General features: G+C 68.9%; 18 protein-coding genes. 16 read left to right on the top strand and 2 right to left on the bottom strand.

Annotation, left to right across the window (positions count from 1 at the left end; genetic code table 11):
- Positions 1-3 precede the first annotated feature (3 nt).
- From gcvP to RAC81_RS03310, 6 genes are all read left to right on the top strand, one after another.
- Positions 4-2,880 (top strand): aminomethyl-transferring glycine dehydrogenase, encoded by a 2,877-nt coding sequence (gene gcvP, locus RAC81_RS03335; protein ID WP_375081013.1) that lies wholly within the window; start codon positions 4-6, stop codon positions 2,878-2,880.
- 259 nt (positions 2,881-3,139) lie between these two features.
- The gene (locus tag RAC81_RS03330) at positions 3,140-4,777 is read left to right on the top strand and encodes an ABC transporter substrate-binding protein (protein ID WP_375081012.1); all 1,638 of its coding nucleotides are present in this window, start codon (positions 3,140-3,142) and stop codon (positions 4,775-4,777) included.
- Between the two features lie 98 nt (positions 4,778-4,875).
- Positions 4,876-5,802 carry an ABC transporter permease gene (locus RAC81_RS03325; protein ID WP_375081011.1) on the top strand — a complete coding sequence of 309 codons (927 nt, stop codon included), beginning with the start codon at positions 4,876-4,878 and terminating at the stop codon, positions 5,800-5,802.
- Entirely contained in the window at positions 5,795-6,736 is a 942-nt protein-coding gene (locus RAC81_RS03320) for an ABC transporter permease (protein ID WP_375081010.1), read from the top strand. The genes RAC81_RS03325 and RAC81_RS03320 overlap by 8 nt, the downstream gene beginning before the upstream one ends.
- Positions 6,733-8,406: a dipeptide ABC transporter ATP-binding protein gene (locus tag RAC81_RS03315; RefSeq protein WP_375081009.1), complete on the top strand. Its 1,674-nt coding sequence runs from the start codon at positions 6,733-6,735 to the stop codon at positions 8,404-8,406. The genes RAC81_RS03320 and RAC81_RS03315 overlap by 4 nt, the downstream gene beginning before the upstream one ends.
- A 2-nt stretch (positions 8,407-8,408) precedes the next feature.
- Entirely contained in the window at positions 8,409-8,972 is a 564-nt protein-coding gene (locus tag RAC81_RS03310) for a PH domain-containing protein (RefSeq protein ID WP_375081008.1), read from the top strand.
- 21 nt (positions 8,973-8,993) lie between these two features.
- Here the strand turns inward: RAC81_RS03310 and RAC81_RS03305 are convergent, their stop codons facing one another.
- Positions 8,994-9,779, bottom strand: a complete 786-nt coding sequence (locus RAC81_RS03305) for a CPBP family intramembrane glutamic endopeptidase (protein ID WP_375081007.1) — start codon at positions 9,777-9,779, stop codon at positions 8,994-8,996.
- A gap of 100 nt (positions 9,780-9,879) precedes the next feature.
- On the opposite strand from RAC81_RS03305, the gene typA reads away from it, so the two are divergent.
- From typA to RAC81_RS03285, 4 genes are all read left to right on the top strand, one after another.
- Complete coding sequence (gene typA, locus RAC81_RS03300) at positions 9,880-11,793, top strand: translational GTPase TypA (RefSeq protein ID WP_096714842.1); 1,914 nt, start codon at positions 9,880-9,882, stop codon at positions 11,791-11,793.
- Positions 11,794-11,954: 161 nt separating this feature from the next.
- Positions 11,955-12,827: a phospholipase gene (locus RAC81_RS03295; RefSeq protein ID WP_375081006.1), complete on the top strand. Its 873-nt coding sequence runs from the start codon at positions 11,955-11,957 to the stop codon at positions 12,825-12,827.
- Positions 12,828-12,932: 105 nt separating this feature from the next.
- The gene (glsA, locus tag RAC81_RS03290; RefSeq protein ID WP_375081005.1) at positions 12,933-13,958 is read left to right on the top strand and encodes a glutaminase A; all 1,026 of its coding nucleotides are present in this window, start codon (positions 12,933-12,935) and stop codon (positions 13,956-13,958) included.
- A 43-nt stretch (positions 13,959-14,001) separates the two neighbouring features.
- On the top strand, positions 14,002-15,627 hold the full coding sequence (locus tag RAC81_RS03285; RefSeq protein ID WP_375081004.1) for an MFS transporter: 1,626 nt from the start codon (positions 14,002-14,004) through the stop codon (positions 15,625-15,627).
- Here RAC81_RS03285 and RAC81_RS03280 read toward each other — a convergent pair whose 3' ends face one another.
- Positions 15,628-16,176: a helix-turn-helix domain-containing protein gene (locus tag RAC81_RS03280; protein WP_375081003.1), complete on the bottom strand. Its 549-nt coding sequence runs from the start codon at positions 16,174-16,176 to the stop codon at positions 15,628-15,630. It lies immediately after the preceding gene.
- Between the two features lie 93 nt (positions 16,177-16,269).
- Here RAC81_RS03280 and RAC81_RS03275 point away from each other — a divergent pair, with 93 nt between their 5' ends.
- The 6 genes from RAC81_RS03275 (at position 16,270) to RAC81_RS03250 (ending at position 20,767) form a co-directional block, all read left to right on the top strand.
- Positions 16,270-16,980, top strand: coding sequence for an AzlC family ABC transporter permease (locus RAC81_RS03275; protein ID WP_375081002.1), 711 nt, complete (start codon positions 16,270-16,272; stop codon positions 16,978-16,980).
- Positions 16,977-17,291 carry an AzlD domain-containing protein gene (locus tag RAC81_RS03270; protein WP_375081001.1) on the top strand — a complete coding sequence of 105 codons (315 nt, stop codon included), beginning with the start codon at positions 16,977-16,979 and terminating at the stop codon, positions 17,289-17,291. Before RAC81_RS03275 ends, RAC81_RS03270 begins: the two co-directional genes overlap by 4 nt.
- Positions 17,292-17,356: 65 nt before the next feature.
- Complete coding sequence (locus RAC81_RS03265; RefSeq protein WP_375081000.1) at positions 17,357-17,854, top strand: histidinol dehydrogenase; 498 nt, start codon at positions 17,357-17,359, stop codon at positions 17,852-17,854.
- Between the two features lie 9 nt (positions 17,855-17,863).
- On the top strand, positions 17,864-18,184 hold the full coding sequence (fdxA, locus tag RAC81_RS03260; RefSeq protein WP_050721431.1) for a ferredoxin: 321 nt from the start codon (positions 17,864-17,866) through the stop codon (positions 18,182-18,184).
- 3 nt (positions 18,185-18,187) lie between these two features.
- Positions 18,188-19,300, top strand: coding sequence for a succinyldiaminopimelate transaminase (gene dapC / locus RAC81_RS03255; protein WP_375080999.1), 1,113 nt, complete (start codon positions 18,188-18,190; stop codon positions 19,298-19,300).
- A 171-nt stretch (positions 19,301-19,471) separates the two neighbouring features.
- Positions 19,472-20,767 carry a citrate synthase gene (locus RAC81_RS03250; RefSeq protein ID WP_251585836.1) on the top strand — a complete coding sequence of 432 codons (1,296 nt, stop codon included), beginning with the start codon at positions 19,472-19,474 and terminating at the stop codon, positions 20,765-20,767.
- The last annotated feature ends 5 nt before the right edge of the window (positions 20,768-20,772 follow it).

Here is a 20,772-nt window from a genome sequence, read left to right as displayed (position 1 = left end):
CTCGTGGTCTCTTTCGCCGATCGTCATATCGGACTCACCTCGTCCGCCCAGAGCCGGATGCTCGACGCGCTCGGGCTCTCCGCCGAATCCCCCGAACAGAGCCCGATCGAGGCCCTGATGCGCGAGGCGGTGCCCGCCTCGATCTTCACGCCGGAGCGCGAGGACAGCGTCATCCCGCCCGCCGCGAGCGAGACGGAGGCGCTGGCCGAACTCCGTTCGCTCGCCCGCCGCAACACGGTGAACCGGCCGATGATCGGTCTCGGCTACTACGGCACCATCACCCCGAGCGTCATCCAGCGGAACGTTCTCGAGAACCCCTCGTGGTACACCGCCTACACGCCGTACCAGCCGGAGATCTCGCAGGGCCGCCTCGAGGCGCTCATCAACTTCCAGACCATGGTCTCGGAGCTGACGGGTCTGACCACCGCCAACGCCTCGATGCTCGACGAGTCGACCGCCGTGGTCGAGGGGATGCTGCTCGCGCGCCGCGCCTCGAAGACGACGTCGAACGTGTTCGCCGTCGACGCCGACGCGTTCCCGCAGACCAGGGCCCTCCTCGCCGCGCGTGCCGAGGCCGTGGGCATCGAGCTCGTGACGGTCGACCTCGCCGCGGGGGAGCAGCTGCCCGCCGAGCTGTTCGGCGTCTTCGTGCAGTACCCCGGCGCCTCGGGTCGCGTGTGGGACCCGACCGCCGTGATCGACGCCGCCCACCTCGCCGGCGGCCTCGCGGTCGTCGCGGCCGACCTGCTCGCCCTGACGCTCGTCGCGTCACCGGGGAGCATGGGCGCCGACGTCGCGGTCGGCACGACCCAGCGATTCGGTGTGCCGATGGGCTTCGGCGGACCGCACGCCGGTTACATGGCCGTGCGCGCCGGTCTCGAGCGTCAGCTGCCCGGACGCCTCGTCGGCGTCTCGGTCGACGCCGACGGCCGGCCCGCCTATCGACTGTCGCTGCAGACCCGCGAGCAGCACATCCGCCGGGAGAAGGCCACGTCGAACATCTGCACCGCTCAGGTGCTGCTCGCCGTCATGGCTTCCATGTACGCGGTCTACCACGGCCCGGACGGGCTCAGCGCCATCGCCCGTGAGACGGCCGCGAAGGCTGCCCTGCTGCGCGACTGGCTGATCGAGGCGGGCGCGGAGGTCGTGCACGACGCCTTCTTCGACACCCTGCAGGTGCGGGTTCCCGGCGCCGCAGCCGAGCGCATCGCGGCCGCGCACGAGAAGAGCATCCTCCTGCGCGCGGTGGATACCGACACCGTGGGCATCTCGGTGGACGAGACCACCACGACCGCGGACCTCCACGAGGTGGCCCGGGTGTTCGGCGGGCCCCAGCAGCGCGTGTTCGGCCTGACCGGCCCGCTCTCGGCGCTCCCCGAGGCGCTGCTCCGCCAGGACGAGTACCTGACGCACCCGGTCTTCCACGCGCACCGCAGCGAGACCGCCATGATGCGTTACCTGAAGTCGCTCGCCGATCGAGACTATGCGCTCGACCGGGGCATGATCCCGCTGGGCTCCTGCACCATGAAGCTCAACGCCGCCACCGAGATGGCCGCGATCACGTGGCCGGAGTTCGCCGGCATCCACCCGTTCGCCCCGGCATCCGATGTGCAGGGCTACCTCGACCTCATCGACCAGCTCGAGTCGTGGCTCGCCGAGGTCACCGGATACGACGCCGTCTCGCTGCAGCCGAACGCGGGCTCGCAGGGCGAGCTGGCCGGGCTCCTGGCGATCCGGGGGTACCACCACGCCAACGGCGACACGCATCGCACGATCTGCCTGATCCCGTCGTCGGCCCACGGCACGAACGCCGCCTCGGCCGTGCTCGCGGGCATGAAGGTGGTCGTGGTCGCGACCGACGACCTCGGCAACGTCGACCTCGCGGATCTGCGCGCGAAGATCGCCCAGCACGCCGACGAGCTCGCGGCGCTGATGATCACCTACCCGTCCACGCACGGCGTGTACGAGCAGGACGTCGTGGAGATCACAGCGGCCGTGCACGACGCCGGCGGTCAGGTGTACGTCGACGGGGCGAACCTCAACGCCCTGCTCGGCTACGCGCGCTTCGGCGACCTCGGCGGCGACGTCTCGCACCTCAACCTGCACAAGACGTTCGCGATCCCGCACGGCGGTGGCGGACCAGGCGTCGGTCCGGTCGCCGCGAAGGCCCACCTCGCGCCGTTCCTGCCCTCGCACCCGCTCGCGCAGCGCGCCGAGCACGCGGGCGGCTTCGTGTTCGACGGCGGTCCGATCTCGGCGGCGCCGTACGGCTCCGCGGGCATCCTGCCGATCTCGTGGGCGTACGTCCGCATGATGGGCACCGACGGACTGCGCCGCGCCACGGCATCCGCCGTCCTGTCGGCGAACTACATCGCCGCACGCCTCGGCGAGCACTACCCGGTGCTCTACAGCGGCGAGAACGGACGCGTGGCGCACGAGTGCATCCTCGACCTGCGTCCCCTCAGGGAGGCCACGGGCGTCACGGTCGACGACGTCGCGAAGCGGCTCATCGACTACGGATTCCACGCCCCGACCATGTCGTTCCCGGTCGCCGGCACCCTCATGGTCGAGCCGACCGAGTCGGAGGACATCGACGAGATCGAGCGCTTCGTCGAGGCCATGGTGATGATCAAGGCGGAGGCGGATGCCGTCGCCGCCGGGCGCTGGCCCGCCGACGACAACCCCCTGGTGAACGCTCCGCACACCGCGGTGTCGCTCATCGCAGGGGAGTGGGAGCACGCCTACACGCGCGAGGACGCCGCTTACCCGGTGCACGCCCTCGTCGCGGGCAAGTACTGGCCGCCGGTGCGCCGCATCGACCAGGCATACGGCGACCGCAACCTCGTGTGCGCCTGCCCGCCGATCGAGGCCTTCGCCTGATCGCACGTGCAGAAGGGGGTCGGATGCCGCGGCATCCGACCCCCTTTTCGCGAACGTCGAGCGGGCGCTCGCGCGGAGCGGCCAACAACCGTACTCGCGTCGACCGCGTGTTTCAGCAATATTACGGATGGTCACCACTCAGTAACGGTTCATTAGCCGAGCGCGGGGTTGTGCGAACCCCGGGTTACGCTCAACTATCCCTACGCGTTCGACGATGAGCGCGCAGTCTGATGAATACCCGTCCACAGGAGGACACACAGTGAAGCGCAACAAGATCGCCCTTGCGGGCACCGCGCTGTTCGCGATCGGCGCCCTGGCGCTCGCGGGCTGCGCGAGCGGCGGCGGCGGCAACAACGACGGCGGCAGCGCCGGCGGCGAGGCCGACCCGGATGCCATCATCACGACGAACGGCTCCGAGCCCGAGAACCCGCTGATCCCCACCAACACCAACGAGGTGGGTGGCGGCAAGATCCTCGACGAGATCTTCGCAGGACTCATCTACTACGACGCCGAGGGCAAGCCGGTCAACGACATGGCCGAGGAGATCACGACGGAGGACCCGCAGAACCTCACCGTGAAGCTCAAGGAGGGCCAGACCTTCACCGATGGTGAAGAGGTCACCGCCGACAACTTCATCAAGGCGTGGAACGAGGGTGCCAAGGCATCGAACGCTCACCTCTCCAGCTACTTCTTCGAGGACATCGAGGGCTTCAGCTACGACGAGGACTCCGAGCTCACCGGTCTGCAGCAGGTCGACGACTACACGTTCACGATCAAGCTGAACAAGCCGGCGTCGGACTTCGCGCTGCGCCTCGGCTACTCGGCGTTCTACCCGCTCCCCGACGTCGCGTTCGAGGACATGGCTGCCTTCGGCGAGAACCCCGTCGGCAACGGTCCCTACATGCTCGACGGCGAGGGCGCGTGGCAGCACGACGTCCAGATCGACCTCGTCCGCAACGACGACTACGAGGGAGGCCGCAAGGCGCAGAACGGTGGTCTGACGATCAACTTCTACGCCACGCAGGAGGCGTCGTACGCCGACCTGCAGGCCGGTCAGGTCGACGTGATCGACCAGATCCCCGCGGTCTCGCTGCCCACCTTCCAGGACGACCTCGGCGACCGCGCGGTGAACCAGCCGTCCGCCGTCTTCCAGTCGTTCACGATCGGACAGTTCCTGCCGCACTTCTCCGGTGAGGAGGGCATCCTCCGTCGCCAGGCGATCTCGATGTCCATCGACCGCGCGCAGATCACGGAGAAGATCTTCTCCGACACCCGTACCCCGGCCGCCGACTTCACCTCACCGGTGATCGACGGCTGGTCGGACTCGGTCCCCGGCAACGAGGTGCTGAAGTACGATCCCGAGAAGGCGAAGGAGCTGTGGGCCGAGGCCGACGCCATCTCGCCGTGGGAAGGCACGTTCCAGATCGCGTACAACTCCGACGGCGGCCACCAGGAGTGGGTCGACGCGGTGACGAACCAGATCAAGAACACGCTCGGCATCGACGCCTCCGGCGCTCCGTACCCGACGTTCGCGGTCGTCCGCGAGGAGATCAACAACCGTACGATCAAGACCGCTGCGCGCTCCGGCTGGCAGGCGGACTACCCGGGTCTGTACAACTTCCTCGGCCCGCTCTACGCGAGCAACGCCGGCTCGAACGACGGCGATTACTCGAACCCCGAGTTCGACGAGCTGATCGCCGCCGGCATCAGCAACCCCGACGCTGATGCTCAGCTCGAGGACTTCACGAAGGCGCAGGAGATCCTGTTCAACGACCTTCCCGCCATTCCGCTCTGGTACTCCAACGTGACCGGCGGTTACAGCGAGAGCGTCCAGAACGTCGAGTTCGGCTGGAACTCCGTCCCGCTGTACTACCAGATCACCAAGGCCGCCGAGTAGGCCTGATCACGAACAAGCCCGCGAGGCGGTGACGGAAGCGTCACCGCCTCGTAGGCTGTTGTGGTTACCCTGCTCGCGTTCCTAGAAAGGGACAGCGGATGCTCAGCTACATCCTCAGACGTCTTCTGCAGGTGATCCCCGTGTTCTTCGGGGCCACCCTGCTCATCTACTTCCTGGTGTTCGCCATGCCCGGCGACCCGATCCTCGCGCTCTTCGGCGACCGGACCCCGAACCCGGCACTCGTCGAGTCGCTGCGCGAGCAGTATCACCTGAACGACCCCTTCATCGTCCAGTACTGGTACTACATCACCGGCGTGCTCCAGGGAGACCTGGGCGACACGTTCTCCGGACGCCCCGTCTCCACTGTGCTCGCCGAGACCCTCCCCGTGACGGGCCGTCTCGCTCTCATGGCGATCGGCATCGAGTTCACGCTCGCGATCATCATCGGCACCATCTCGGGCCTCCGCAAGGGCAAGATCTTCGACAACACCGCACTCGTCGTGGCACTGGTCGCGATCGCCATCCCGATCTTCGTGATGTGCTTCCTCGCCCAGTACTTCCTCGCGATCCAATGGGGCTGGTTCAAACCCACGGTCGGCGCCGACAACGACTGGGGCGGACTCTGGTTGCCCGCGATCGTGCTCGGATTCAGCCTCTTCGCGGTGAGCATGCGCCTCATGCGCAGCTCGGTCATCGACACCCTCAACCAGGACTGGGTGCGCACGGCGTACAGCAAGGGCCTGTCGCGCAGCCGGGTCATCCCGGTGCACGTGCTGCGCAACTCGCTGATCCCGGTGATCACGAACTCCGCGACGAACTTCGGCGTCCTGCTCGTCGGCGCGACCGTCACGGAGGGCATCTTCAACGTGCCGGGAGTCGGGAACACGCTGTTCCAGGCCGTGCAGCGCGGTGAAGGGCCGACCGTTGTCTCCTTCGTGACGGTGTTCGTGATCCTGTACGTCCTCGTCAACCTGCTCATCGACCTGCTCTACGGTCTGCTCGACCCGAGGATCCGCTATGTCTGACCCCACGACCCAGAAGCACTACGTCGCTCCGGTCGAGACGGAGTCCATCGCCGTCGACGCCGTCCGCATCTCCGAGAAGCCCAGCAACCTGTGGCGCGACGCCTGGCGTGACCTGCGTCGTCGTCCGCTGTTCTGGTTCTCGGTCGTGCTCGCCGGTCTGTTCATCCTCGTCGCCGCGTGGCCGTCGCTCTTCACGAACGTCGACCCGCGCAGCTGCGACCTCATGTACAGCAACGAGGGTCCCGCGGCCGGACACCCGCTCGGCTACACCTTCCAGGGCTGCGACATCTACTCGCGCATCGTGTGGGGGTCTCAGACATCCCTCTCGGTCGGTCTGATCGCGACGATCATCTCGTCGTTCCTGGGTCTGCTGATGGGCGCGCTGGCCGGCTTCTACGGCGGCTGGCTCGACGCGCTGCTCTCGCGCATCGGCGACATCTTCTTCGCCATCCCGTACATCCTCGCCGCCGTGGTCGTCATGACCGTTTTCTCGGACGCGCGATCGGTCTGGACGCTGGCTCTCGCCATCGGCGGGTTCGCGTGGGCCTCGACCGCCCGTGTGGTGCGAGCCGAGATCCTGCGGGTCCGCCAGGCGGACTTCGTGATGGCGTCGCGCTCGCTCGGACAGTCGAAGTTCGGAACGCTGCTGCGTCACGTGATCCCGAACGCGATCGCACCGCTGCTCGTGGTGTCGACGCTCGGCTTCGCTGCGGCGATCGTCGCCGAGGCGACCCTGTCGTTCCTCGGCGTCGGACTCGGCAGCAGCGTCATGTCCTGGGGCAACGACATCGGGCAGGCTCAGGCCGCGCTGCGGGTCGCCCCCATGGCGCTCATCTATCCGTCGATCGCGCTGACCCTCGCGGTGCTCGCGTTCGTGACCCTGGGCGAGCTCATCCGAGACGCCCTCGACCCGAAGGCGAGGGCACGCCGATGAGCGATCGCACTGCCGCACAGGTGCCGCTGCTGAGCGTGCGCGACCTCACGGTCGCGTTCCGCACGCAGGAGGGCATGCGAGAGGTCCTGCACGGGGCCAGCTTCGACATCTTCCCTGGAGAGACCGTCGCGATCGTGGGCGAGTCCGGATCGGGCAAGTCCACGACGGCCACGGCCATCGTGAACCTGCTCCCCGGGACGGGTCAGGTCACCGGCGGGTCCGTCACCCTCGAGGGGCGGGAGCTCACCACGCTCAACCGCCGAGAGATCGAGGCGGTGCGCGGCCGGGACATCGGCTTCGTGCCGCAGGATCCCATGTCGAACCTGAACCCGGTGTGGAGCATCGGCTTCCAGGTCAAGGAGGCGATCCGCGCGAACGGCCTCGCCCAGGGCCGGGACGCCGTCAATGCACGCACGATCGAGGTGCTGAAGCAGGCGGGGCTGGCGGACGCGGAGCGCCGTCTGCACCAGTTCCCGCATCAGTTCTCCGGCGGCATGCGCCAGCGGGCCCTGATCGGCATCGGCCTCGCGGCCGACCCGAAGCTCCTGATCGCCGACGAGCCGACCTCGGCACTCGACGTGACGGTGCAGCGTGTGATCCTCGACCACATGGCGTCGTTGACGCGCGATCGCGGTACCTCGGTGCTGCTGATCACGCACGACCTCGGCCTCGCGGCCGAGCGCGCCGAGAAGATCATCGTGATGAACGGCGGCAACATCGTCGAGGCGGGGCCGAGCCGTCAGATCCTCGAGGATCCTCAGCATCCCTACACGAAGCGACTGGTCGCGGCGGCGCCGAGCGTGGCGTCGCAGCGCATCCAGGCGGTCGTGGAGGACCGGGGCATCGAGACCATCGACGACCTGGCCGACATCCCGCCCACGGTCCGAGTCGCCGGACTCACGAAGGACTACAAGATCCGCCAGGGCGGCTTCCGCAGTGAGGCCTTCCGCGCAGTGGACGACGTGTCGTTCGAGATCCCCCGTGGCAAGACGCTCGCGCTCGTCGGGGAGTCGGGCTCGGGTAAGTCGACAGTGGCGAAGATGGTCCTCAAGCTCGAGGACCCGACCGCCGGCACGATCGAGATCGACGGTCAGGACGTCTCGAACCTCTCCAACGCGCAGGCGTTCGGCCTGCGTCGGCGGATGCAGCCGGTCTTCCAGGACCCGTACGGCTCACTGGACCCGCTGCGCAACATCGGCAACACGATCGCCGAGCCGCTGCAGATCCACGGGGTCGGGGATCGTGCGTCGCACCGTGAGCGCGTGGAGGAGCTGCTGGACCAGGTCGCGCTGCCGCGTGCCCTCGCGACGCGCTACCCGAACGAGCTCTCGGGCGGTCAGCGTCAGCGCGTGGCGATCGCCCGCGCGCTCGCGCTCAAGCCCGACATCGTCGTGCTCGACGAGGCCGTCTCGGCGCTCGACGTGCTCGTGCAGGACCAGATCCTCAAGCTCCTCGCCGACCTGCAGTCGGAGCTGGGGCTGACGTATCTGTTCATCACGCACGACCTCGCGGTCGTTCGTGTGTCGAGCGACCTGGTGTGCGTGATGGAGAAGGGCAAGGTCGTCGAACAGGGCACTGTCGACGAGATCTTCGCCAACCCCCAGCAGGAGTACACGGATCGGCTGCTGCAGGCGATCCCGGGTGCGTCGATCACCCTCGGCGGTCACTGAGCGTGTCGGCAGACTCTCGGCCGGGGGCCGCGCGGACGTTCCGCGCGGCCTCCGGGCCGGTGACGTTCGTGCTGTGCTCGCTGCTCGCACTCTTCCTGCTGGGCGACGCCGTCTTCCGCGCGGGATGGGGTCAGATGCTTCTGCTCGCTCCCTGGGTGCTGCTGGCCATCTGGGTCGTCTACGAAGTGGCCTTCGTCTCCGCAGTGCGCGTGGACGAGAGCGGGGCGGTGGTGCAGAACATGCTCCGTCGCACCTCATTCGGCTGGAATCGCGTCCGCGACATCGACCTGCGCTGGCAGCTCGTGTTCTCGCTCGAAGACGGCGCCGATGTCACCTGCTACGGCGGGCCGGCCAGAGCGCGGCCGACGCGGCGTCCGTCCGACCACGACGCGGAGACAAAAGCCCCGGCGGGGCTGCGCGATCTCACAGAGATCCGCGATCGCTGGCAGGCCGCGTCCGGCGCGACGGATGCGCCGATCCGCCGCGAGTGGGATGGGCGCGCGCTCCTCGCACTCGGACTCGTCGTGGCGTGGGCGATCGTCTCGATCGTGATCACCGCGAACTGACAGCGGCGACGGCACGGGTCATCAGCCAGGAAGCCCGAACAGCTCCGGCCACGTGGCCGCCGCCCAGGGGTAGCCGACGAACACGGTCGCGTCGATGAGGAAGTGCGCGACGAGGAACGGCAGCAGCCGTCCGGAGCGCTGGAACAGCCAGCCGAACAGCAGCCCCATCGCGAGATTCCCGATGAAGGCACCGGGGCCCTGGTAGAGGTGGTAGCTCGCTCGCAAGACCGACGTCGCGAGGACGATCGGCCACGGCCCCCAACCCAGCTGCCTCAGCCGGGCGAACAGGTACCCGAGCACCACGAACTCCTCCTGGATGGAGGCGCGAGCCGCGGCCAGGAGCAGCACCGGCACGGTCCACCAGTGCGCGTCGAGTCCTGCCGGGTTCACCGCCACGAACAGGCCGAGCGCTCGCCCGACGAGGTAGAGCGCCAGGCCGGGGATGCCGATCGCCAGGACCAGGAGGATGCCGCGCCCGGCATCCGATCCGACCTTCCGCCCGTCCAGTCCGAGTGCGCCCAGGTGAGGCGTGCGCGACTGCCAGAGCAGGAAGCAGACGAGGAGCACGGGAACGATCGAGAATCCGATCGACAGCACCTGGTAGATGAGGTCGAACACCTCGCGGTCGCTGCGAGAGGGATTCAACGTCGCGGTCTGATCGGCGAGCGGCGTCGAATCGCTCAGACGGTAGGCGAGCTGCACGATCGCGTACACCGCTGACTGGCCGAGTCCCAGGGCCAGCACGATCGCGACCTCCCACCACAGTCGGGAGCGCGACGGGGCGGGGGAGAGGTCGGCGGCGGTCACGTGCTGATCGTACTCATCCCGCTCAAGAACGAGCCGTGCGCATACGGTAACCTGGAATGTCGGCTTCCCGGCGAAAACCCACACTCTTTAGGACTCCTGCATGGCGCACGCCCTCCGCTCTGACCTCCGCAACGTCGCAATCGTCGCGCACGTCGACCACGGGAAGACCACCCTCGTCGACGCGATGCTCCGCCAGACGGGCTCGTTCGGTGAACACGCCCACGTCGACGAGCGCGCCATGGACTCCAACGACCTGGAGCGCGAGAAGGGCATCACGATCCTCGCCAAGAACACGGCGATCACCTACAAGGGCGCCCACGCCGACGGCCAGGAGATCACGATCAACGTGATCGACACCCCCGGCCACGCCGACTTCGGCGGCGAGGTCGAGCGCGGTCTCTCGATGGTCGACGGCGTCGTGCTGCTCGTCGACGCGAGCGAGGGTCCGCTGCCGCAGACCCGCTTCGTGCTGCGCAAGGCGCTCGAGGCGAAGCTGCCCGTCATTCTCCTGGTCAACAAGACCGACCGCCCCGACGCCCGCATCGCGGAGGTCGAGGAGGAGGCGCACGATCTGCTGCTCGGCCTCGCCTCCGACCTCGTCGACGACGTGCCCGACCTCGACGTCGACGCGCTGCTCGACGTGCCCGTGGTCTACGCCTCCGGTCGCGCGGGCGCCGCGTCGCTGAACCGCCCCGCCGACGGCTCGCTGCCCGACAACGACGACCTCGAGCCGCTCTTCGGTGCGATCCTCGAGCACGTCCCGGCTCCGTCGTACGACGACGAGGCGCCTCTGCAGGCCTGGGTCACCAACCTCGACTCGAGCCCGTTCCTGGGTCGCCTCGCGCTCCTGCGCATCTTCAACGGCACGCTCAAGAAGGGTCAGACGGTCGCCTGGGTGCGCTCGGACGGCACCACGAGCAACGCTCGCGTCACGGAGCTCCTCAAGACCCGTGCGCTCGAGCGGTACCCGGCCGAGTCCGCCGGCCCCGGTGACATCGTCGCGATCGCCGGCTTCGAGAACATCACCATCGGCGAGACCATCGCCGACCCCGAGGACGTGCGTCCGCTCCCCGCCATCACGGTCGACGACCCCGCCATCTCCATGACGATCGGCACCAACACGTCGCCGCTCATGGGCAAGGTCAAGGGGCACAAGCTCACCGCGCGCATGGTGAAGGACCGTCTCGACCGCGAGCTCATCGGCAATGTCTCGCTCAAGGTGGTCGACATCGGCCGTCCTGACGCGTGGGAGGTCCAGGGCCGCGGAGAGCTCGCGCTGGCCATCCTCGTCGAGAACATGCGCCGTGAGGGCTTCGAGCTCACGGTCGGCAAGCCGCAGGTGGTCACGAAGAAGATCGACGGCAAGACGTACGAGCCGTTCGAGCACCTGACGATCGACACGCCGGAGGAGCACCTCGGCGCGATCACGCAGCTCCTGGCGAACCGCAAGGGACGCATGGAGAACATGACGAACCACGGCACGGGCTGGGTGCGCATGGAGTTCATCGTTCCGTCGCGCGGTCTCATCGGCTTTCGGAGCGAGTTCCTCACCACCACGCGCGGCACCGGCATCGCGAACGCCATCTCGCACGGCTACGAGCCGTGGGCCGGTCAGATCACGACCCGTCAGAACGGCTCCATCGTCGCCGACCGCGCGGGTGTCGTCACTCCGTTCGCGATCATCGCCCTGCAGGAGCGCATGTCGTTCTTCGTGCAGCCCACGGCGGAGGTCTACGAGGGCATGGTCATCGGCGAGAACTCGCGCGCCGACGACATGGACGTGAACATCACCAAAGAGAAGAAGCTCACGAACATGCGGTCGGCCACGGCCGACAACTTCGAGTCGATGACGCCGCCTCGCGTGCTCACGCTCGAGGAGAGCCTGGAGTTCGCCCGCGACGACGAATGCGTCGAGGTCACGCCCGAGGCCGTGCGCATCCGCAAGGTCAACCTGGACGCGACGACCCGCGCCCGCGAGACCGCCCGTCTGAAGCGTCAGGACGCCAACGCCTGACCGGGTCGCTTGAGAGGGCCCTGCACCGTCCGACGACGGGGCAGGGCCCTCTCTCATGAAGCGCTCAGGTGCGATGTTGCAGAATCGTTACCTTGCGCCCGGAGCCGACTCCCGATGAGGGCTCCTCCAAGGGGCGTACGACGACCCGAAAGTCGAAACCCATGCTGCAGAACACCCGTGCGCTTCGGCGCGCCTCGTCCGTGGCGGAGGCCCGCAACGCGGTAACCGCCCGTCGCCCGAAGTGGATCTTCGGAACCATCGCAGGGGGCGTCATCGGCGCCGCCCTCACCGTCGGCATCGTGTCGGCGCCGGCGGCGGGCGCCGAGACGCCCGACGCCGTCGCCGACGTCACCTCGTTCGTGACCGGCGGCGTGGCGCCGCTCACCAAGAAGGCCGACGACGCCGCGATCCACATGTCGCTCGCTCAGGACGCGGCGGCCGCCGCGGACGCTGTCACCGCCGAGGTCGCCGCCTCCGGCCTCGATCTCGCCGGTGCACCCGCTGCGGTCGACACCTCGGACCTGACCACCTGGATCGACAGGCTCGGCGACCGCGACGGGCTGTCGTCGCGTGAGGTCACGAGCCTCGAGGCCTACGTCGCCTCCGAGACCGAGGCCGTGACGGCCGAGACAGCCACCCTGCAGAACGATTACGCGGCCGCCCAGCAGCGCAAGGTCGAGCAGGAGCAGGCGGCAGCGGCCGCAGCGGCGCTGGCGCAGGCGAACACCCCCGAAGGCGCGAAGGCCACGGCGCGGCAGATGATGGCGAGTCAGTACGGCTGGGGTGACGACCAGTTCTCGTGCCTGAACTCGCTGTGGACCAAGGAGTCCGGCTGGAACTACAAGGCCTACAACTCCTCCGGTGGCGCCACGGGCATCCCGCAGGCTCTTCCCGGCAGCAAGATGGCCTCCGCAGGCTCCGACTGGCGGGACAACGCCGCGACACAGATCGCCTGGGGACTCGGCTACATCGATTCGGTGTACGGCACCCCGTGCAGCGCCTGGGGTCATTCGCAGGCCACCAACTGGTACTGAGCCAGCCCTGCGCTCACCCGACGGCCCTCTGCCTCTAGGCAGGGGGCCGTCGTCGCGCTAGCGTGAGCGAAGGCGGCTGGGGCGTCACCGATCCGAGGAGGGCGCGTGGAGTCCGCGGCACGGCACGACATCCCCGCTCGCGTCTCGACGGGCTCGCTGCCCGGATGGGCGAGCGTCGAGGACCTCGTCCGCGAGGCGCACGCCGAGAGCATCGGCATCGACGACGGCACGGTCGCCGACTACATCCCCGAGCTCGCGCACGCGGATCCGTCGTTGTTCGGACTCGCTCTGGTCGAGGTGGACGGCGGCCTGCATGATGCCGGTGACGCGCAGCATCCGTTCTCGATCCAGTCCATCTCGAAGATGTTCGTCTACGCGCTCGCGATCCAGGAGCACGACCACGAGAAGGTGCGCGAGATCGTCGGGGTGAACAACACAGGACTCGCGTTCAACTCGGTGATGGCGCTCGAGCTCAACGACGGCCATCCGATGAACCCCATGGTGAACGCAGGTGCGATCGCGACCACGGCGCTGCTGCCCGGCGAGACGTCGGTCGAGCGCTGGGAGCTCCTCAGGGAGGGGCTGTCGGCGTTCGCGGGGCGGCAGCTCCGACTCGACGGGCGGGTCTACGCCTCGGAGGCCGAGACCAACGACCGCAACCGCGCACTGGGGCGTCTGCTGCGCAGCTACGGCAGGCTGGACGGCGACCCCGACGAGGCGGTCGACGTGTACACGCGACAGTGCGCGCTCCTGGTCACCGCCCACGACCTCGCCGTCATGGGGGCGACGCTCGCGGACGGCGGGGTGAACCCGGTCACGGGGGATCGCGTCGTCTCCGCGGACGTCTGCCGGGACACGCTCGCCGTGGTCGCCGCGACCGGCCTCTACGAGCGGTCGGGGGAGTGGCTGTTCGAGATCGGCCTGCCCGCGAAGTCGGGGGTCGCCGGAGGGATCGTCGCCGTTTCGCCCGGCAAGTGCGCCGTGGCGGGCTTCTCGCCGTTGCTCGACCGCGCGGGCAACTCGATCCGATCGCAGCGAGCGATCGCCCATCTCTCCCGATCGCTCGGGCTCGACCTCTTCGCCTCGGCGCCCGCACGCGACCACTCGGCCGACGAGCTCGCGCGGGGATGAAGACCATCGCCGACGCCTGGTCACCCACCACAAAGGAGACGCCATGACCTCCACCGCATCGCCCGAGACCCGGACCTCCTGGCTGCCTCTCGTCAGCCTCTTCCTCGCGCAGGTGCTCATGTCGTTCAACGTCGCCGCGCTGCCGATCTCGCTCGGGGGCATCGTCGCCGAGTTCGGCGTGCCGCCCACCGTAGCGAGCACGACCATCGTGATGTACGGCCTGGCGGTGGCCGCGCTCGTGATGACCGGCGCCAAGCTCGGCCAGCGGGTCGGCTGGGTGCTCATCTTCCGGATCGTCATCGTCCTGTTCGCCGGCTCCGCCGTGCTCATGATCGTGTCGCCGAGCGTCGGGTGGGCGATCGCCGGGCAGGCGGTCGCCGGTGCCGCAGCCGCGATCATCGTCCCCTCGATCGTCGCGCTGATCGCCGAGAACTACCGCGGCGGTCAGCAGGCCACGGCCATCGGAGCGATCGGGTCGGCGCGGGCGATCTCCGGCGTCACCGCATTCCTCATCGGCGGCACGCTCGGAACCCTCGTCGGGTGGCGCCCCCTGTTCGTGATCGTGCTCGCCATCGCGGTGATCGTCTTCGCACTGAGCTTCACCCTGCGCGGCGACCGCGGTGATTCCTCCATCCGCATCGACCTCGTGGCGTCGCTCCTCATCGGCACCGCGATCGTGCTGCTCACCCTCGGCTTCAACAACCTCAACGGCTGGGGTGCGCTGGCGGCGACGGACGCGGCGCCGTTCAGCATCCTCGGGCTCTCGCCCGCCCCCGTCTTCGTCGTGGCGGGGATCGTGCTGGGGCAGGGGTTCTTCGTGTGGACCCGCCGGCGCATCGCCCGCGGCGGGGTTCCACTGATCGACCTGCGCGTGCTCCAGTCGTCGCGCGAGCGGGCCGCCGTGTACGCGATGTTCATCGTCGTCGCTCTGGAAGCCTGCGTGAACTTCACCATTCCGCTGTACATCCAGATCGTGCAGGGCCGCACTCCGTTCGACACCTCGCTCGCGATGATGCCGTTCAACCTCACCGTCTTCATCACGGCCACTCTCGTGGTGCGCTTCTACCGCCGCTATCCGCCCCGGATCATCGGGATGTTCGGCTTCGTGCTCACCACGGTGGCGCTGGTGTGGTTGTCGATCGTCGTGAACAACAACTGGGAGACCCTCGCGACGATCCTCGGACTCATCGTCTTCGGCATCGGGCAGGGTGCGCTCGTCACGCTCGTGTTCAACGTGCTCGTCACGGCCGCGCCGTCGGAGCTCGCCGGCGATGTCGGCTCCCTGCGCGGCACGACGCAGAACCTGGCCTCGGCGGTGGGCACGGCGCTCGCCGGTGCGCTGCTTGTGTCGCTGCTCGGTCTGAGCGTCGGGCGTGCTGTGGTCGAGCATCCGGAACTGCCGCCCGAGCTCGTCGCGCAGGTCGACCTCGACGACGTGAACTTCATCAGCAACGACGATCTGCGAGCGGTGCTCGAGGGAACCGATGCGACCCCGGCTCAGGTCGACGCCGCGGTGGCCGTGAACGAGCAGGCGCGGCTGGGGACGCTCCGGCTGGGGCTCCTGCTCCTCGCCGGCGTCAGCGCGATCGCGATCCTGCCTGCGTCACGTCTGCCGCGCTACAAGCCCGACGAGATCCCCGACCCGTCGCCCGTGCCGGCAGGGGAATGATCAGCGCAGCTCCGAGATGAGCACCGCGCTCGTGCCCGGTACGACGGCCTCGAAGACATGCGGCACGTCTCCGGCATACGAGAGGTAGTCGCCGGGATTCAGCAGCACCGCGTCGCCGACCGGACCGATGCGCGCCTGGCCCGAGACCAGGATGACGTGCTCGGTCGTTCCGCCGTGGTGCGGATCCGACCGACGCGGGTCGCCCGGCTCGGCCTGGATCATATACACGTCGCGACGTGCCCCTGGTGGGCTCGCGGACAGCAGGGTGGCGCTGTAAGCGGATGCCGACGACGGGACGCCGGCGTGCTCGTCCGCCCGGATGAGCGTCGGGGCGTTCGACTGCTGATCGACGAGGACGGCGAACGGCACGCCGAGCGCGACGCCGAGTGCCCACAGGGTCTCGACGCTGGGGTTGCCGGCGCCCGCCTCCAGCTGCGAGACCGTCGCCTTGGAGATGCCGGCGCGACGGGCGAGCTCCGAGACCGAGATGCCTGCCGCCTCGCGCTCTCGACGGAGGGTGCGGGCGATGCGAGTGCGGAGGTCGTCCATCCGTTCATCATGTCAAACGATCGTTCGCTTGACTATCCTCTCTGGGGTGTTCAGAATGATGGTCATGTGTTCACTCGATCGAACGGTCGGCGAATGACGGCCGAGCGCGAGGTCTGGCGCGAGGCCGCCGGCGTCGTGATCGCGACCAGCGCGTACGGCGTCTCGTTCGGTGCCCTCGCGGTCGCCTCGGGTCTCGACGTCTGGCAGACCTGCGTGCTGAGCCTGCTCATGTTCACCGGGGGATCGCAGTTCGCGTTCGTCGGGGTCTTCGCCGCCGGTGGTGTGGCCGCTCTGCCGTCCGCGATCGCCTCCGCGGCGCTGCTCGGCGTGCGCAACATCGCCTACGGCATGCGCATGTCTCCCCTCGTCGGCACGACATCCGCACGCCGCGCAGCGGCTGCGCACTTCACGATCGACGAGTCCACGGCCGTCGCGGTCTCGCAGAGCGACCCTCGTCTGCGACAGGTCGGCTTCTGGGTCACCGGCATCGGCATCTTCCTCGGGTGGAACCTCACCACCCTCGTGGGCGCGCTCGTCGGCGACGTGCTCGGCGACCCGAAGGCCTGGGGGCTGGATGCCGCGGCCGCCGCCGCCTTCCTCGCCCTGCTGTGGCCGCGTCTGAAGCAGCGCCAGGCGATCGCGGTCGGTGTGGCGGCGGCTGTCGTCGCCGCGGCTCTGACGCCCGCCCTCATGCCCGGCCTCCCCGTGTTGGTCGCAGCACTGGTCGCGATCCTCGTCGGATGGTTCGACTGGCTGGGCCGCGATGATGTGCGAGGGGCGTCTGCGCCGGAGGAGGGGCGATGAGCGTCTGGAGCGCGGTCCTGCTCGCCGCCGTGATCTGTCTCGCGCTCAAGGCCGTCGGGTACCTGGTGCCGCCGAAGGTGCTCGAGGCGCCGCGTCCGGCGCGCATCTCCGACCTGCTGACGGTGGCGCTGCTGGCGGCCCTCGTGGCGGTGCAGACCCTCGGTGCCGGGCAGGCCGTCGTCGTGGACGCGCGGGTACCGGCGCTCCTCGTCGCCGGCGGACTCCTGTGGATGCGGCAGTCGTTCCTCGTGGTCGTCGTCGCCGCGGCGGCGGTCGCCGCGCTGCTGAGACTGACGGGGCTCGCGGCGTGAGGCCGGTCGTCGCGGCGGCGTCGGCATCGACCGTGGCGGGTGTCGAGCGCGCGTAGGATCGATCCGTGCGTATCGGATGGATCTCCCGGGTGCTGTCCTGGGTCGCCGCGGCTCTCGTCGGCGGCGTCTTCGGCGTGGCCGGCACCATCGCCCACAGCGTGACGTGGGGGCCGGTGCCCGTCGGGCTCATCGTCGGCACGATCGCGTGCGGCGCCATCCTCATCGCCATCCGTGCCCTGACCCACGACCGCGGAGCCGCCCTGGCCTCCGGCCTCGGCATGCTCGGCATGCTGGTGCTGATCTCGGGCGTCGGACCCGGCGGATCGATCGTCGTGCAGGAGTCCCTGAGCGGCAGGATCTGGATCTACCTGGTCGCCGGGCTCGTACTCCTCGTCGTCGCGTGGCCGCGGATCGCGCGCGTGCCGTCGCGCACGGAGGCGTCTGCGGCAGCGGCTCAGGCGGGCGCATCTCCCGCCCCCATCACCGAGGTCCCCGGCATCGATCGGCGCCCAGCCGACGGCATCGAGCCCGAGCGGGGAGATCGCACGGGTCTCGGCACGTAGACTGGTGGCGTGACGTATGTGATCGCCCTCCCGTGCGTCGATGTCAAGGATCGCGCCTGCATCGACGAGTGCCCCGTTGACTGCATCTACGAGGGCGAACGGTCGCTGTACATCCACCCCGACGAATGCGTCGACTGCGGTGCCTGCGAGCCGGTCTGCCCCGTCGAGGCGATCTACTACGAGGACGACCTGCCCGAGGAGTGGCAGGACTACTACAAGGCCAACGTCGAGTTCTTCGACGAGGTCGGTTCGCCCGGTGGGGCGGCCAAGGTCGGCGTCATCGCCCACGACCACCCGATCATCGCCGCGCTGCCGCCGCAGGGCGAGTAGCCCGTGAGCGTCCACGACCTCGCCGACTTCCCCTGGGACGCGGTGGTCCCATACCGCGAGCGGGCGGCGCAGCATCCTGACGGTCTCGTCGATCTCTCCGTGGGCTCTCCGGTCGACCCGACACCCGAGCTGATCCGCCGGGCGCTCGCCGACGCGACCGATGCGCACGGCTACCCGCAGACCGTCGGCACGCCGATCCTCCGCGAGGCGATCGTCGACTGGTACGCGCGCCGCAGGGGAGTGCCCGACCTCACGGTCGACAACGTGCTCCCCACCATCGGCTCGAAGGAGCTCGTGGCGCTCCTCCCGACGCTTCTGGGGCTCGGCGAGGGTGACATCGTCGTGCATCCGCGGGTGGCCTATCCGACCTACGAGGTGGGCGCGCGCGTCGCCGGAGCGACCCCGGTCGCCGCCGACGATCCCGCCGAATGGCCGGAGGGCGCCAAGCTCATCTGGATCAACACGCCGGGCAACCCCGACGGTCGTACGTGGACCGTCGATGAACTCGCCGCAGCGGTGCGCCGCGCACGGGAGCTCGACGCCGTGCTCGCGAGCGACGAGTGCTACGCGGAGCTCGGCTGGGACGGCGCCTGGGCATCCGAGACGATTCCGTCGATCCTCGACCCGCGGGTCACCGCGGGCAGCAGGGCGAACCTCCTGAGCGTCTACTCGTTGAGCAAGCAGTCGAACCTCGCCGGCTATCGAGCCGCGTTCCTCGCTGGCTGCGCACGCATCGTGGGCGACCTCCTGGCGGCTCGCAAGCACCTGGGGCTGATGCCTCCGGCTCCCGTGCAGCACGCCATGGCCGTCGCGCTCGGCGACGACGAGCACGTGGCAGCGCAGAAGGAGCTCTACCGCGAGCGCCGCGACGCCCTGCGCCCGGCCCTCGAGGCGGCGGGGTTCCGCATCGACGGCTCCGAGGCCGGTCTGTACCTGTGGGCGACAGCGGGGGAGGACGCCTGGGCGAGCATGACGCGCCTGGCAGACCTCGGCATCCTCGCCGGTCCCGGCTCGTTCTACGGCGCCTCCTCGGGGCAGCACGTGCGGCTCGCACTCACCGCGCCCACGGCGCGGGTGCACGAGGCGGCGCGGCGCCTGCGCGACTCGGCGCTGTAGAAGTCCTCCCCGACACCCCCGTTGTTTTGTGCGATGTCACAGTAGGCCTATGCGCCTACTAGGCTGTAGGAGCGATTCGGTCGCGTATCGACGATCTCGGCCCGACCCCGACGCACAGCGTCGTGACATCGCCACACCAGGCTTGATGAAGACCCATGAGGAGGCCCCCGCGTGAGCGCAGCGGCAGACCAGCAGGCGACGGCGAAGCTGACGATCGGCGAGACCACGGCGGAGTTCCCCGTCGTGCGCGGCACGGCCGGACACGACAGCATCGACTTCTCGACGCTGACCAGGCAGACCGGCTACACCGGCCTGGACTACGGATTCGTGAACACGGCGTCGACGAAGTCGGAGATCACGTTCATCGACGGCGACAAGGGCATCCTGCGGTATCGCGGATATCCGATCGAGCAGCTCGCCGGGAAGACGAGCTACCTCGAGGTGGCCTGGCTCCTCATCTACGGTGAGCTGCCCTCGGCGGCCGAGCTCGCCGAGTTCGACGAGAAGATCCGCCGCCACACGCTGCTGCACGAAGACCTCAAGCGCTTCTTCTCCGCGCTGCCGCACACGGCGCACCCCATGTCGGTGCTGTCGTCTGCCGTCGCCGCGCTCTCGACCTACTACGAGGGCCAGACCGACCCGCACAACCCCGAGCACGTCGAGCTCAACATGGTGCGCATGCTCGCGAAGCTGCCGGTGATCGCCGCCTACGCGCACAAGAAGAGCGTCGGTCAGGCGTTCCTCTACCCCGACAACTCGCTCGGCTTCGTGGAGAACTTCCTCAAGCTGAACTTCGGCGTCAACTCCGAGCCGTACGAGATCAACCCGGTCATGTCGAAGGCGCTCGAGCTCCTCCTCATCCTGCACGAGGACCACGAGCAGAACGCCTCGACCTCGACCGTGCGCCTCGTCGGCTCCACGGGGGCCAACCAGTTCGCGTCGATCTCCGCCGGTATCCAGGCCCTCTCCGGCCCCCTCCACGGCGGCGCGAACGAAGCCGTGCTCACGATGCTCGGCCAGATCCGCGATTCCGGTCAGAGCGTCTCGCGCTTCGTGGAGCGGGTCAAGAACAAGGAGGAGGGCGTCAAGCTCATGGGCTTCGGCCACCGGGTCTACAAGAACTACGACCCGCGCGCCAAGCTCGTGAAGGAGGCCGCCGGTGAGGTCCTCGCCGAACTCGGCGTGACCGACCCGCTGCTCGACCTCGCGCAGGAGCTCGAGGAGATCGCGCTGGCCGACGACTACTTCAAGGAGCGTCGTCTCTACCCGAACGTCGACTTCTACACCGGCGTGATCTACAAGGCCATGGGATTCCCGACCCGCATGTTCACCGTGCTCTTCGCGATCGGCCGCCTGCCCGGCTGGCTCGCCCAGTGGCGGGAGCTGCAGCTCGACCCGCAGACCAAGATCGGCCGTCCGCAGCAGCTGTACACGGGATCGGTCGAGCGCACCTTCCAGACCCGCTGACGGTC

Origin of the sequence: Microbacterium sp. CR_7 (assembly GCF_041954755.1) — a bacterium.
In the GTDB taxonomy this organism is placed as follows: Bacteria; Actinomycetota; Actinomycetes; order Actinomycetales; family Microbacteriaceae; genus Microbacterium.
Note: the sequence above shows the minus strand (reverse complement) of the source record. Positions and strands in the feature narration are given on the sequence as shown.

Coding starts and splice junctions, on each gene's coding strand:
- RAC81_RS03320 (WP_375081010.1), top strand. CDS start 5,795: ATGTCTGACCCCACGACCCAGAAGCACTACGTCGCTCCGGTCGAGACG.
- RAC81_RS03325 (WP_375081011.1), top strand. CDS start 4,876: ATGCTCAGCTACATCCTCAGACGTCTTCTGCAGGTGATCCCCGTGTTC.
- RAC81_RS03275 (WP_375081002.1), top strand. CDS start 16,270: ATGACGGCCGAGCGCGAGGTCTGGCGCGAGGCCGCCGGCGTCGTGATC.
- RAC81_RS03280 (WP_375081003.1), bottom strand. CDS start 16,176: ATGGACGACCTCCGCACTCGCATCGCCCGCACCCTCCGTCGAGAGCGC.
- RAC81_RS03295 (WP_375081006.1), top strand. CDS start 11,955: ATGCTGCAGAACACCCGTGCGCTTCGGCGCGCCTCGTCCGTGGCGGAG.
- RAC81_RS03315 (WP_375081009.1), top strand. CDS start 6,733: ATGAGCGATCGCACTGCCGCACAGGTGCCGCTGCTGAGCGTGCGCGAC.
- RAC81_RS03270 (WP_375081001.1), top strand. CDS start 16,977: ATGAGCGTCTGGAGCGCGGTCCTGCTCGCCGCCGTGATCTGTCTCGCG.
- RAC81_RS03285 (WP_375081004.1), top strand. CDS start 14,002: ATGACCTCCACCGCATCGCCCGAGACCCGGACCTCCTGGCTGCCTCTC.
- typA (WP_096714842.1), top strand. CDS start 9,880: ATGGCGCACGCCCTCCGCTCTGACCTCCGCAACGTCGCAATCGTCGCG.